The sequence below is a fragment of the Streptomyces niphimycinicus genome (genome assembly GCF_018883605.1).
Taxonomy (GTDB): Bacteria; Actinomycetota; Actinomycetes; order Streptomycetales; family Streptomycetaceae; genus Streptomyces; species Streptomyces niphimycinicus.
Genome location: NZ_JAHLEM010000262.1, coordinates 1 through 13,485, shown reverse-complemented (window position 1 = coordinate 13,485; position 13,485 = coordinate 1). Strand labels below are relative to the sequence as shown.

Here is a 13,485-nt window from a genome sequence, read left to right as displayed (position 1 = left end):
AGGGGGCCGCCGCGGCCCCGGCGGACTCGAAGGCCGCCCGGGTCGCGGAATACCACGGCTGGAGCGGCCACGCCGACTGGCTGGCCGGTGCCGCCCAGGGGGTGCGCGCCGAGGCCGGGGCCCGCCCCGGCATCGTGCTCGCCCGCCCGCTGGGCAGTGTGGACTACACCGATCCGCACACCGGCACCAAGGCCGCCTGGGAGTACGCCACCTGGACCTCCCCGGTGCGCACGCTCTCCGTGCCCGCCACCGAGGCCATCGTCTCCTGGAACGCCCGCACCCCCGCCGGCACCTGGATCCAGATCGAGCTGAAGGGCACCTATACCGACGGCTCCGCGACCCCCTGGTACGTCATGGGCCGCTGGGCCTCCGACGACGGCGCCTCCTCCATCCGGCGCACCTCGGTGGACGACCAGAGCGACGACAAGAGCTCGGTGTGGACCGACACCTTCTCCATCGACGACCCGGCGAGCGGTCTGCGGCTGGCCACGTACCAGGTGCGGCTGACCCTCTACCGCAAGCCGGGCACCAAGCTCACCCCCACGGTGTGGCGGGTCGGCGCGATGGGCTCGGACGTCCCCGACCGCTTCGAGGTGCCCGCCTCCACGCCGAGCCTGCCCAAGGGGCGCGAACTGGGCGTACCGCGCTACTCGCAGGAGATCCACAAGGGCCAGTACCCGGAGTACGACAACGGCGGCGAGGCATGGTGCAGCCCCACCTCCTCGCAGATGATCATCGAGTACTGGGGCCGTAAGCCCTCCGCCGCCGACCTGTCCTGGGTCAACCCCGACTACGCCGATCCGCAGGTCTGCCACGCCGCCCGGGCCACCTTCGACTACCAGTACGACGGCTGCGGCAACTGGCCGTTCAACGCCGCCTACGCCGCCACCTACCGCGATATGCAGGGCGTGGTCACCCGGCTCGGCTCGCTCACCGACGCCGAGAAGCTGATCGGCGCCGGCATTCCGGTGATCACCTCGCAGTCCTTCCTCAAGACGGAGCTGGACGGCGCGGGATACGGCACCTCGGGCCATCTGATGACCGTCATCGGCTTCACGGCGGACGGCGACATCATCGCCAATGACCCGGCCTCGCCCAGCAACGACGCGGTCCGCCATGTCTACAAGCGGCGTCAGTGGGAGAACATCTGGCTGCGGACCAAGCGGTACGACGCGAACGGCAAGGTGGCCTCGGGCACCGGAGGCGTCTGCTACCTCTACTTCCCGGCCAAGCCCACCTCCGCCCAGCGCCGGGTGCTCGGCGAACTCGGTATCCGCTGAGCGGGCGCCCGCCGAAGGGGACGCGTGCCGCCCGCCGCCGGGCGGCACGCGATCCGCTCACCGCGCCACCGGTGACGAAATCCTCATGAGCGAAGCGTGTCGATGCGCTTCCAGACGCGGACGGCCAGCTCATAGGCGGTCAGTTCGTCGCAGAGGGCCGCGGTCTGCCGCAGCAGCGCCTGGGCCTCCTCGGTACGGCCCAGCTCGGCCAGCGCCTCGGCCTGGATGAGATTGGCGCGGACCAGATCGGGGCCGGTCAGCGGCGCGGAGCCCGCGCTGAGCCGGGGGTAGACCTCGACGACCTCGGCGGCGGCGCCCACGGCCAGTTCATAGCGGGCCCGCAGCGCGACGATCCGGGTGGTCTCGTCGGGGGCGTTGACCATGGGACCGACCTGCTCGGCGGCCTGAAGCCAGGGCAGGGCGGCGCCGGGGTCGCCGTCGTCCAGCAGGACATTGCCGGCCGACCGCATAAAGCGCAGCCAGTCGCGCACCGGAGTGTCGGGCGTGGTGAGCTGGGCGCGGGCCAGATCCAGATGGCGGCGCGCGGCGGTGGCCATGCCGAGCTGGGAGTACGCGATGCTGGAGACCCAGTGGGCCCGGCCGCGCACGGGCGGGCGGTGGCCCTCGGCGAGCGAGAGCATCTCTTTGAGCAGCAGCTCGACCTGGCCGAGGTCATTGAGCTCGCAGAGCACCGAGATCAGGATGCCGAGCAGCCGGACATGCTCGAACGCGCCGGTGAGCTCGGCCGGGCCGAGCTCACCCAGCGCCGTATAGGCCGACTTGCGCGCGTCCGTCAGCCGCCCGGTGTCGCGCTGCGCGGTGGCCAGCTCGGTGAACAGGACGACGCGCAGATGCGGATCGGTCCTGGCCCACTCCTGATCGGCGAGGCGCTCCAGCAGCGCCAGCCGGTCGGGCTGCCGCCCGGCCGACCGCAGCTCCTCCTGGAGCGCCAGACCGAGGTCGAACTGGAGGGCGGTCGTGCCGCGCTCGACCGCGGTGGTGTAGGCGGTCGCGAGCAGCTCGGCCGCGTGGGCGTGGTCGCCCAGCTCGGCGGCGCCGCGTGCGGCGGAGCGCGCGATCACCAGGTCGAGGCCGCCGGGCTCGGCGGGCGCGGCGGAAGACCTGTCACGGCCGGTCAGCTCCTCCAGCGGCATCTGGAGCACCTCGGAGAGATGGAGCACGAGGTCGAGTGTGGGGGAGCGCTGACCGGACTCCAGGAGGGAGATATAGCTGGCGGTCACGATGTCGCCAGCGAGTCGGCGTTGGGAGAAGCCCAACTCCTCGCGTCGCCGCCGGACACGCTGACCGAACTCTGGTTGCTGACTGTGTTCGGCTCTCATGGCTGTGACTATTGTAGCCGGACTCTCGCCCTCTGACCATCCTTTGACCTGCGGGTGATGGAGGCAGTTCGGGCTATTGACGATAGTCACCAACTAAAGTTAATGTTTTGGGCGTCCGCTGCCGGAAGGACGCGCCGTGATCGACACACTCCTCGGAAACGACCTGGTCATCAATGAGGACTCGTGCAATCTGAGCTGCACGTACTGCCTCACCGGCCAGAGCAATCTCAAGCAGTCGCACCACGCACAGCTCATATTCGGGCCGCCCACCCGGGACCGCTACGCCGAGGGCAGCCTCCTCGGCCGCCGCCTCCCGCTCATCGCCGGGCGCATCGACGACACATTCCGCGCGCCGATGCTCAAGGTCACCGGCGGGGAGATCTTCCTGGTCGCCGGGATCATGGACTATCTGCGCGAGCAGGCCGCCCGGCACGAGGTGCTCATCGTCCAGACCAATGGGGTGCTGGTCCGCGAGGAGCATCTGGCGGAGCTGCGCGGCTGGAAGAACGTGGTGCTTCAGGTGTCGCTGGACAGCCACCTGTTCACCGGCAACTCACACCGGGTGCAGACCGAATCGCTGCACGGCAAGGTGCTGCGCCGGATCGAGACGATCCTCGACAGCGGCCTGCCGGTGGAGATCTACGGCGTGCTGAACGACCGCAGCGCCCCCGAGGCGCCGGCGTTCGCCCGCTGGCTCGCGGACCGGGAGCGCCCGCCGACCTTCTTCCCGTTCCCGGTGCGGGGCCCCGACTCCGAGCGGTTCGCGATGCGGCCGGACCAGATCGTCCATATCGAGGAGCTGGTCGACCGCTACGACGAGCTGGCGGCGGTGCTGCCGCCCCGCCCCTACTTCGACCGGCTGCTGTCGTTCCTGCGGGAGGGCGAGCGGACCTTCCGCTGCCATCTGCCGCGCCTGGTCATCTCGACCTTCAGCGACGGCATGGTGACCCCGTGTCCGAACATCTGGTTCTCCAATATGGGCAATCTGCTGGAGGACGACCACTCCGAGTCGCTGCGGCGGGTCGGCGAGACCGGTCTGTACACCGCGCTGCTGGCCGAGCGGCCCCGGCTCAACGCGTGCAAGGGCTGCTTCACGCCCTGGGACACCCTGTCGATGTACTTCGAGGACGAGATCACCCTCGACGAGCTGTGCCAGGCCCCCACCTACGCCCCGCCGGTGATCCGGGAGTTGATCGCCGAGCGCAAGCGCCTCTACAAGGAGGGGCGCGACGGGGTGAGCTGCGGTGGCTGACCTGGCGATCACCGCGGGCGGCCGCGACGGGTTGGACGGCCTCGACGGGCTCGACGGCGTCGAGCCCGCGACGACCGTCGCGCTCGCCGGGGCGGGCGGCGGCCCATGGCTCGCGGCCTACCGCACGCTGATCGACGCCGGGGCCGTGGTGCTGCTTCTCGACCGCGACGCGCCGCCCGCCGAGCACCGCAGGCTCCTGGACGCGGCCGGGGGCGGCCGACTCGTCGTCGTGGACGGCGACCGCCTCACGGTCACCGGCGCCCCCGCGTCCTCGGGCCACCCGCCGGGCACCGTACTGCTGCCCAGCTCGGGAACGACCGGCGCGCCCAAGCTGGTCCCGCGCTCGACGGACTCCCTGCGCGCGGAGGGGCGCCGGCACGCGCGGTACGCGGGCCTGGGCCCGGATGACACGCTGCTGCTGCCGCTGCATCTGTGGCACGCCTACGCACTCGGCTGGGCGCATGCCGCGTTCGAGGCCGAATGCGCGATCGCCGCGGTCCCGCCGACCGCGCTCGGCCGCTGCGCGGAGCACATCGCCGCCGGGGCGACCGTGCTCGCGCTCGTCCCGACCATCGCGCGCCTGCTCGCGCGGCGCACCGGCAAAGCCGTCCCGGACAACGCGCTGCGCCTGGCCATGGTCGGCGCGGGTCCGGTCGACGCGGCGCTGGAGGAGCGGTTCACCGCCGCGTTCGGGATCGGCCTGGCCCGCAACTACGGCTCCACCGAGACCGGGGCGCTGTTCAGCGGCGCGCCCGGCAGCCCGCCCGGCTGCGTCGGATTCCCGCTGGACGGCGTGGAGTTCCGCGTCGTCGCCCCGGACGGCGCCGATATGCGGCCCGGTGCCCAGGGCGAGCTGCTGGTGCGGGTGGCCGGCGGCGCCTGGCACCCCATGGGCGACCTGGCCTCCTACGACCCCGCCACCGGGCTGCGGCTGCTGGGCCGCCGCACGCGGGCCATCCGGCGCGGGGACCGGTGGATCGCGCCGGAGGAGATCGAGGCCGCGCTGTGCCGCCACCCGGACATCGCCGACGCCCGCGTCTACCCCGTCCGGCACGGCACCTCGGTCGCGCTTCAGGCCGAGGTGGTGCATGTGCGCGGACCGGGCGCGGATGTCTCGGGCCTCGGCGAGCATGCGAAGGCGCTGCTCGGCCCGCAGAAGGTCCCCGACCGTGTCCGGTGCGTCGGCGAGGTGCCGCGCGGCCGGGTCGGAAAACCCCTTCCGCCGCGCGCGCTCACCCTGGCGGGCCGGGACGCCCTGGTCGCCGCCGCCACCGCCTACAAGCGCAGTGAGCTGCTCTTCGCCCTGGTGGACCTCGGCATCGTCGAGGCGCTCGGCGAAGGAGCCAGGACCGCGCCGGAACTGGCGGCGCGGCTGGGCCTGGACGAGGCCGCCTGCGCCGAGTTGCTGCGCGCCGCCGAGGACGCCGGGCTGCTGCGCCCCGAGGACCCCGTCCCCACCGCGGGCGAGGGCACCGGCGGCGCGGACACGGCGCTGGTCGCGCTGGAGGCGGAGCTGTCGCGGTCGTGGGTGACCCGCGAGGCCCTGGCGGAGGTCGTCCGGTCCGGGGCCGCGCGGCGCCCGTTCGACCGCGAGGGGCCCTCCGAGCGGCTGCGCGAGGTCTACGAGACGGCCCTGCACGGAGCGGCCGCCCACCGCCGCGCCCGCAGCGGCCTGGCGCTGGCCCGCTTCGCCGTGGGCCAAAGACTCCTGGAGGTGTCCGCCGGGCCCGGTGTCTACCGCCACGTCGCCGGCGAGGGCAGCTACGCCGGGCGCGAGCCGCTGCCCGACGGGGTCTTCGACCTGGTGGTGCTCGCCAACGCGATCCACGGCCCGGCGGCCGATCTGCGTGCCGTCGCCGAGCGGCTGGCCCCCGGCGGGCGGCTGCTGGTGGACGACGTGTTCCTGGACGCGCCCGAGGGCGTCCCCCCGGAGACCCGGCTGGACTGGCTCACCCACGGCGGTACCGCCTGGCCCACCGAGGCGGCGGCGACCGCCGGGCTGGCCGCCGCCGGGCTGACCGTCCGGCGGACCCTGCATCTCGGCCGCCCCGCCTGCACGCTGCTGCTCGCCGCCCGGGAGCGGCCGTGACCGGTCCGCGCGTGGCGCTGGTGACCGGCGCGAGCGGCCTGCTCGGGGCCGCTATCTGCCATGCCCTCGCCGACGCGGGCATGACCGTCCTGCCCGTCTGCCACCAGGGCGTGGACCGGGCGGCCGCACTCGCCGCGAAGATCGGCGCGCTCGACCCCGTCCAGGCCGATCTGACCGATCCGGCCGCCGCGATGGATCGGATCAGGGAGCGCGGGGTCGTGCCCGGCGTCCTGGTGTGCGCCCACGGCAGGACGCTGCGCCGCTCGGTCCTGACCCCCGGCGACGACGACGGCCTGTGGGACGTCAATGTCCACTCGGTCACCCGGCTGGCCGGGCTCGTCGGCAAGGGGATGCTGCGCCAGCGGGGCGGCCGGATCGTGCTGGTCGGCTCCCGCGCCGGAAGCGTCGGGATGCCCGGCCAGGCCGAGTACGCGGCCACCAAGGCCGCGCTGTCGGCGTGGGCGGCGTCGGCCGCCTGGGACTTCGGCCGTTTCGGCGTCACCGTCAACGTCGTGGCGCCCGGCGCCGTCCAGCCCGGTCCCGGCTCCTCGCTCTACACCGAGGAGGAGAACCGCGCCGTCACCGACCGCATCGCGCTGCGCCGCCTCGCCACGCCGGAGGAGGTCGCCGACGCCGTGGCCTTCCTGGCCGGGCCGCGCTCCGGCTACATCACCGGGCAGACGCTGCTGGTGGACGGAGCCGCGCGATGGTGACGCCCGGACGCACTCCCGTGACGAAAGGACTCTGACGTGACCCTCGACCCGACAGCCGCGCCCCCGGCCCCCGTCCGCTCGTTCGACGCCGACGACCTGCCGCCGTGGCCCCAGCACGACCACACGGAGCGCGCGGCGCTGGACCGTGTCCTGGCGCAGGGTCAGTGGTGGCGGGCGGCGGGCACCGAGAACGAGGACTTCGAGCGCGAGTTCGCCGCGTACAACGGAGCGCCGCGCGCGCTCGCGGTGACCAACGGCACCGCCGCGCTCGAACTGGCGCTCCGGCTGCACGGCATCGGGCCCGGCGACGAGGTCGTGGTGCCCGCGTTCACCTTCATCAGCACCTCGCTGGCCGTGCAGAACGTGGGCGCGATCCCCGTCCCGGCGGACGTGGACCCCGATACGTACTGCCTGACACCCGAAGCCGTCCGCACCGCGCTGACCCCGGCGACCCGCGCGGTCATCCCCGTCCATATGGCCGGTCACCTCGCCGATATGCACGGGCTGGGGGACCTGGCCGCCGACCACGGCCTGGCGCTCATCCAGGACGCCGCGCACGCCCAGGGCGGAGTCTGGGACGGGACGCCGGTCGGCGCGTTCCCCACGGTCGCCTGCTACAGCTTCCAGAACGGCAAGCTGATGACCGCCGGCGAGGGCGGGGCGCTGACCCTGCCCGACGAGAAGACATACGAGCGGGCGTATCTGATGCACACCTGCGGGCGGCCCCGCGGCGACACCACCTACCAGCACATGACGGGCGGCTCCAACTACCGCGTCAGCGAGTTCACGGCGGCGATCCTGCGCGCCCAGCTCGCCCGGCTGGCCGGGCAGACGCGGATCCGGGAGCAGCGCGCCGCCCTGCTCGACACGCTGCTGGCAAAGGTGCCCGGGCTGCGCCTTCAGGCCCGCGACCCGCGGATGGACGTCAACCCGCACTATATGTATCTGCTGGCCCTCGACCCGTCGGCGGGCCGGGCGGCACGCGACGCGCTGGTGGCGGGGCTGACGGCGGCGGGCGTCCCGGCGTGCGTCAACTTCCCGCCCGTCTACCGCACCGGGTCCTTCCAGGCGGGCCCGGTGCCCACGACGCCCGTACCGGAGCTGGCCGAGCGGTGCGCGGTGGCGGAGGACCTGGGCGCCCACGGCCTGTGGATCCACCACCGGGTGCTGCTGGCCGAACCGCGGGTGGTGGAGCGCGTGGCCACCGTGATCGCGGCCCTGGCCGCGCGGGCCACCGACGCCGTGGTGACGCGGTGACCGCGGCGCTGCGGGTGGGCCTGCTCGGATACGGCTGGGTCAACCGGACGGTCTGGCTGCCGCGGATCCGCCGCCATCCGCGCCTGGAACTGGCGGCCGTCCACGACCCGGAGGCCGCCGGTGTCCCGGCGGCCACGTCCTGGACCGGTCTCCTGGACGCCCGCCCCGACGTGGTCGTGATCGGCACGCCCAACCACACCCACGCCGCGCTGGCCTCCGCCGTGCTGGAGCGCGGCATACCCGTGGTGGTGGAGAAGCCGCTGTGCCTGAGCCGCGCGGAGTTCGACGTGCTGGCCGAGCGGGCGCGCGGAGTCGGGCTGCTGGTCAGCCGGGCCGCCGTGCGCCGCGAGGACGTACGGCGGCTGGCCGGTGCGCTGCCGCCCGGGCCGCTGACCGTACGGGCGAGCTGGCTGCGCGCGGGCGGGGTGCCGCGCCCCGGCTCGTGGTTCACCGGCCGTGCCACGGCGGGCGGTGGAGCGCTGCTCGACCTCGGCTGGCATCTGGCCGATGTGGCGCTCGGGCTGCTGGGCCGGCCCCGGCTCGTGGCGGTGGCGGCCGAACTGCGCGCACCGGGCGGCGAGCACGCCGGTGGGCACACCCCCGGGCGGGCCACTTGGCGCGGCGACGGAGCCGGTACGGGTCCGGTGGACGTCGAGGTGGACGGCACGGTGCGCGCCGAGTTCGAGGGCGGCGCCCGGCTGGTGCTGCGGGCGGCCTGGGAGAGCGAAGTCGCCACCGACCGCACCCGGTTCGTCGTCGAGGGCGGCGGCGAGCGCCGGGTGCTGACCGGGACGTTCGGGTTCAGCCCCAACCGGGTGGCCGAGCCGGCGCTGACCGCCTGGGGGCCCGACTCCTACCGCCGTGTCACCCTGCCGGACCCGGTCGGACGGGAGTACGACGCGCAGGTGGAGGCCATCGTCGGCTTCGCCTCCGGGACCCTGGACTGGGCGGCGGAGCTGGCCGAGTCCGCCGCCGTGGTGGACCTGCTGGAGGCCGCCTACCGGGCGTCGGGCCGCCCACTGGCCCTGCCGGAGAGCACGGCCGTATGAACGGGCTGAGCGTCGTCATCCCGACGAAGGACAAGCCGGAGTCGCTGCGCGCCACGCTGGCCTGTCTGCTGGCCGATGGACCGCCCTCGGCCGAGATCGTCCTCGTCAACGACGGTGCGGCCCCGATGGCCGTCCCGGCGGACGCGCCGGTCCGCGTCGTCGAGGGGCCGCGCCAAGGCCGGGCCGCCGCCCGTAACACCGGTGCGCGAGCGGCCATCGGCAGCCGCCTGCTGTTCGTGGACGACGACATCCTGACCGGCCCCGGCTTCCTGTCCGCGCACGCCGCCCACGGCACCGGGCCCGGTTTCGTCCACGGTCCGCTGATGGAATTCCCCGCCGCGCGCCGCTGGCTGGCGGCCCATGGCCCCGACCCGGTCGCGGCGGCGGCCGTGCTGAACGGCGGCGAGCGGCTGGTCCGCAACAACCTGGAGGCCGCCGTGCTGGCCGTGGCCGCCGGGACGGTCCCGGCCCGGCTGGGCTGGCTGGCCTGCGTGGGCGCCAATCTGTCGCTGTCGCGGGCGGCGTTCGACCAGGCGGGCGGGTTCGACGAGGGCTTCGGCACCCGCTGGGGCTGCGAGGACCTGGAACTGGGGGTGCGGCTGCTGGCGGCGGGGCACCGGCCCACGGTGGACCGGGCCGCGCCCGGCGTCCATCTCACCCACGCCCGCCCCGACCGCTGGGAGCAGCATGAAGTCACCCACCAGCGGTTCGCCTCGCTCCACGACACCACCGACGTCCGCGCCCTGCCGCTGCTGCTGACGGGCAGTCCGGCCGCCTATTTCGAGGCCGCGGAGCCGTCTTACTGATCGTTTCAGAATGAGGTTCGCAGGCGGCAGAGGCGTGGGTGCGCTCCACGTGCCAACGCCGACTGGCGGTCCAGCGTGGGAGCGAGCAGGGGAGAGTCGTGGCGGTTGGCGCCGGCCAGGACGCGCCCCAGAGGAATTCCGTACCCATCCGTCATACCTGAGCGTTTCAGGCCCTGTTTGCCGCGGTCGACCGGTGACCGGCCAGCGGCCTCGCCGCCTCCGGGCGCCTTGGTGATGGAGCCGTCCGCAGCGATGTGATCGAGGGCGAGGCCGACGATCCGGTCGTAGGACTCCAACGCGATCTGTTTGAGCCTGGCGAACCTGCCGAGTCGGATCCACTCGTCGCGGCGGCTGCGGATCGTGGTGGCCGAGCAAGTCGTGTCGGCGATCGCTTCGTAAGAGCAGCCGAAGGGCAAGAGTTGCAGGAGCTTGTCGAAGATGACCCGGTCGCTGATACGTCGGCGGTGGCAGCCGAGCGGATGGTCCGGGTGAAACTCCGGCCGCTGAGGAAGCAGGACCGCGAATTGGTCCCAGAGCGGTTCTGTCAGCCATGACGGCAGCGCGGGCACAGCTCTCCCAAGTGATCACAGAGCGTCGCAACTCCATGATCACCAGGACCCGTGCCCGTCCCGCGACGGGGCCCCAGCCCCCAACCGCGCCCCCCGGTCAGGACGAGGCTGTCGTCAAGGTCTGTAGCTCGGTGTCCGACAGATGCAGGCCCTGCGCGGCGAAGAGCGCCGGCAACTGCTCGACGGTGCGTGCGGAGGCGATCAGCGCGGTCACGGTCGGCTGCTGCGCAAGCCAGGCCAGCGCCACAGTGGCCATCTCCACCCCCCGCGCCGTCGCGATCTGCTCCACCGCGTCGAGCACCTTCACGCCGCGTTCAGTGTCCGCGTAGCCACCGGCGAGTCCGGGAAGGTTGCGCACGTTCTCGATGCTCTTCCCGGGACGGTACTTGCCGGTGAGGAAGCCGGAGGCGAGCGCGAAGTACGGAACGCAGGCCAGCCCTTCGCGCTGCACGACCTCCCGCCGCGCACCCTCGTAGGTGTCGCGCGAGACGAGGTTGTACTGCGGTTGCAGAGCCACGTAGCGGGCCAGCCCTTCGCGATCGGAGAAGGCCAGTGATGCAGAAAGCCGTTCGGGGCTGATGTTGGAGGTCGCGATGGCACGCACCTTGCCGGCCTTCACGAGATCGTCGAGAGCGGTGATGATCTCGTCTACGGGGATGGATTCGTCCCGGTCGAAATGGGTGTAGTAGAGATCAATGTGGTCGGTACGCAGTCGCCGCAAGGACTCCTCGGCAGCGGCCTTGATGTTGGCGGGTGCAAGGCCCATGAACTTCGGGTGGTCGCCGACCTTGGTTGCGACGACCACGTCGTCGCGGTTGCGGCGGGAGGCGAGCCAGTCGCCGATGATGCTCTCAGACTGTCCCGGCTCGTTGCCCTGCTCGGGAAAGTAATTCATATACGCGTCGGCGGTGTCGATGAAATTGCCGCCTGCGGCGACGTAGGCGTCGAGCACCGCAAACGACTGGGTTTTGTCGGCGGTCCAGCCGAAGACGTTGCCGCCCAGGCAGAGAGGGGAAACAAGGAGGTCGGACGAGCCGAGGGGGCGAAGTTCAGTCACGTCAAGACCAACGTGGGCTCGGTTGCCTGAAGTTCCCCGCTGGCCGCATCGCCGGAATCCAGGCCAGTCGGCGTTGGCACGTGGAGCGCACCCACGCCTGGCAGAACGCCTTCTACCGGCTCGCCCGCTGCTACGAGCGGCGGGCCACCGTCATCGACGCCTTCTTCGATCTCGCCGACACGATCATCACCATGCGTAGCCTGAGCCGGCAGGCGTGGACGACCCACCGCTGGAACGAACGCCCGAACCGCCGACCGTGAACCCACGCCTACCTGCGCGCCCTCCAAGCCCTCTTGGCTTTCCGTAGCCGGCCCCACCGCACACCTTTCGGCCGGTCTGCCCCACCCCGCGCCGCCCTCGTCACGCACCACACCACGACGGCGGTCCGTCCCGCACGGGGGAAAGGACGGACCGCCGTTCGTGGGTGAGTGCGAGGGGCCTGGTCAGAGGAAGCTGACGCCCTGGGCGAGGGCGAGTTCGCTGGAGTAGTTGATGGTGTTGGTGGCCGAGCGCATATACGCCTTCCAGGCGTCCGAGCCGGACTCCCGGCCGCCGCCGGTGTCCTTCTCGCCGCCGAAGGCCCCGCCGATCTCGGCTCCGGAGGTGCCGATGTTGACGTTGGCGATGCCACAGTCGGAGCCGGCGGCGGACAGGAAGATCTCGGCTTCCCGCTGGTCGCGGGTGAAGATACTGGACGACAGGCCCTGGGGGACGTCGTTGTGCAGCGCGATCGCCTCCTCGAGGGTGTCGTACGTGAGGACGTACAGGATCGGTGCGAAGGTCTCCTCCCGTACGACGTCGGTCTGTTCGTCTACGCGGACGAGGACCGGCTCGACGTAGGCGGCCGCGGGGGCGGCCTCGGCCAGGCGCCGGTTGCCGCCCACCAGGACCTTGCCGCCCTCGGCCCGGACGCGGGTGAGGGCGCTGTCCATGGTGTCGAGGGCCGCGGGGGAGATGAGCGGGCCGACCAGCGTGGTGTCCTCGAACGGATTGCCGATGGGGAGCTTGTGGTAGGCGGCGGTCAGCCGCTCGGTGAGGGTGTCGGCGATGTCGCGGTGGACGATGAGGCGGCGCAGCGTCGTACAGCGCTGACCCGCGGTGCCGGCCGCCGCGAAGACGATGCCCTGGATGGCGAGGTCCACGTCGGCGGACGGGGCGACGATCGCCGCGTTGTTGCCGCCGAGTTCCAGCAGGCTGCGGCCGAAGCGGGCGGCGACGCGGGGGCCGACCTCGCGCCCCATGCGGGTGGAGCCGGTCGCGCTGACGAGGGCTACACGCGGGTCGTCGACGAGCTTCTCGCCGACCGCGCGGTCACCGAGCAGGAGGCGGTGAACGTCGCGCGGCGCGCCGACCTCGTCGGCGGCCCGGGCCAGCAGATGGTCACAGGCCACGGAGATCAGCGGGGTGAGCTCGGACGGCTTCCAGATCACGGTGTCGCCGCAGACGAGAGCGACGGCGGTGTTCCACGACCACACGGCGGCGGGGAAGTTGAAGGCGGAGATGACCCCGACCACGCCGAGGGGATGCCAGGTCTCGGCCAGGCGGTGGCCGGGGCGTTCGGAGGCGATCGTACGGCCGTATAGCTGCCGGGACAGGCCGACCGCGAAATCGCAGATGTCGATCATCTCCTGGATCTCGCCGAGCGCCTCGGAGCGGATCTTGCCCGCCTCGATGGTGACGAGGTCGGCCAGGTCGCTCTTGTGCTCGCGCAGCAACTCACCGAGGCGGCGGACGAGTTCACCGCGGCGCGGCGCGGGCGTGGTGCGCCAGGCGAGGAAGGCCGTACGGGAGGCGGCGATGGCGTCTTCGGTGTCCGCGTCGGTGGCGGCCGTCAGCCCGAAGAGGTTCTCACCGGTGAGGGGTGTGCGAGCGGGGAAGTCGCTGCCCTCGGCCACATCGGCGCCGATGTTCTCCAGGGCGGCGCGGGCGCGGGCGCGCAGGTCGTCCGTGGTGGGCAGTGCGGTGCTGGTCATGACGGTCCTTCGGGGTGTGAGGGGTCAGCTGGGGGTGCCGGTGAGCCCCAGCTCACGGGCGAGGTGTGCGAGGGAGTCGTTCTGCTGCTGCTCGTAGAGG

Annotated in this window: 10 protein-coding genes and 2 pseudogenes; 8 read left to right on the top strand and 4 right to left on the bottom strand. The window is 72.7% G+C overall.

What is annotated here, in order from left to right; all coding sequences use genetic code 11:
* Nucleotides 1-1,280, top strand: a 1,280-nt coding sequence (locus tag KN815_RS23325; RefSeq protein WP_216343890.1) for a C39 family peptidase, incomplete at its 5' end; no start/stop codon positions are given.
* 83 nt (nt 1,281-1,363) lie between these two features.
* On the opposite strand, the gene KN815_RS23320 is transcribed toward KN815_RS23325, so the two are convergent.
* Entirely contained in the window at nt 1,364-2,620 is a 1,257-nt protein-coding gene (locus KN815_RS23320) for a helix-turn-helix domain-containing protein (RefSeq protein WP_216343889.1), read from the bottom strand.
* A 136-nt stretch (nt 2,621-2,756) separates the two neighbouring features.
* Here KN815_RS23320 and KN815_RS23315 point away from each other — a divergent pair, with 136 nt between their 5' ends.
* Genes KN815_RS23315 through KN815_RS23290 form a run of 6 tightly spaced genes read left to right on the top strand, consistent with a single transcriptional unit; the run spans nt 2,757 to nt 9,786 of the window.
* A complete protein-coding gene (locus KN815_RS23315) occupies nt 2,757-3,872 on the top strand; it encodes a radical SAM protein (protein WP_216343888.1) in 1,116 nt (371 codons plus the stop codon).
* A complete protein-coding gene (locus KN815_RS23310; protein ID WP_216343887.1) occupies nt 3,865-5,961 on the top strand; it encodes an AMP-binding protein in 2,097 nt (698 codons plus the stop codon). Before KN815_RS23315 ends, KN815_RS23310 begins: the two co-directional genes overlap by 8 nt.
* Nucleotides 5,958-6,674 carry an SDR family NAD(P)-dependent oxidoreductase gene (locus KN815_RS23305; protein WP_216343886.1) on the top strand — a complete coding sequence of 239 codons (717 nt, stop codon included), beginning with the start codon at nt 5,958-5,960 and terminating at the stop codon, nt 6,672-6,674. Before KN815_RS23310 ends, KN815_RS23305 begins: the two co-directional genes overlap by 4 nt.
* A gap of 36 nt (nt 6,675-6,710) precedes the next feature.
* A complete protein-coding gene (locus tag KN815_RS23300) occupies nt 6,711-7,931 on the top strand; it encodes a DegT/DnrJ/EryC1/StrS family aminotransferase (protein ID WP_216343885.1) in 1,221 nt (406 codons plus the stop codon).
* Nucleotides 7,928-8,980, top strand: a complete 1,053-nt coding sequence (locus tag KN815_RS23295; protein WP_216343884.1) for a Gfo/Idh/MocA family protein — start codon at nt 7,928-7,930, stop codon at nt 8,978-8,980. Before KN815_RS23300 ends, KN815_RS23295 begins: the two co-directional genes overlap by 4 nt.
* Nucleotides 8,977-9,786: a glycosyltransferase family 2 protein gene (locus tag KN815_RS23290; RefSeq protein WP_216343883.1), complete on the top strand. Its 810-nt coding sequence runs from the start codon at nt 8,977-8,979 to the stop codon at nt 9,784-9,786. Before KN815_RS23295 ends, KN815_RS23290 begins: the two co-directional genes overlap by 4 nt.
* Nucleotides 9,787-9,854: 68 nt before the next feature.
* Here the strand turns inward: KN815_RS23290 and KN815_RS23285 are convergent.
* Nucleotides 9,855-10,355 (bottom strand): annotated as a pseudogene (locus KN815_RS23285) (transposase); the annotation flags it as partial.
* Between the two features lie 97 nt (nt 10,356-10,452).
* Entirely contained in the window at nt 10,453-11,412 is a 960-nt protein-coding gene (locus tag KN815_RS23280; RefSeq protein ID WP_216343882.1) for an aldo/keto reductase, read from the bottom strand.
* Here KN815_RS23280 and KN815_RS23275 point away from each other — a divergent pair.
* Nucleotides 11,397-11,672 (top strand): annotated as a pseudogene (locus KN815_RS23275) (IS5/IS1182 family transposase); the annotation flags it as partial. The gene KN815_RS23280 and the pseudogene KN815_RS23275 sit on opposite strands and share 16 nt — an antisense overlap.
* 183 nt (nt 11,673-11,855) lie before the next feature.
* On the opposite strand, the gene amaB reads toward KN815_RS23275, so the two are convergent.
* Nucleotides 11,856-13,385 carry an L-piperidine-6-carboxylate dehydrogenase gene (gene amaB, locus KN815_RS23270; protein ID WP_216343881.1) on the bottom strand — a complete coding sequence of 510 codons (1,530 nt, stop codon included), beginning with the start codon at nt 13,383-13,385 and terminating at the stop codon, nt 11,856-11,858.
* Between the last annotated feature and the right edge of the window lie 100 nt (nt 13,386-13,485).

Coding starts and splice junctions, on each gene's coding strand:
- KN815_RS23320 (WP_216343889.1), bottom strand. CDS start 2,620: ATGAGAGCCGAACACAGTCAGCAACCAGAGTTCGGTCAGCGTGTCCGG.
- KN815_RS23290 (WP_216343883.1), top strand. CDS start 8,977: ATGAACGGGCTGAGCGTCGTCATCCCGACGAAGGACAAGCCGGAGTCG.
- amaB (WP_216343881.1), bottom strand. CDS start 13,385: ATGACCAGCACCGCACTGCCCACCACGGACGACCTGCGCGCCCGCGCC.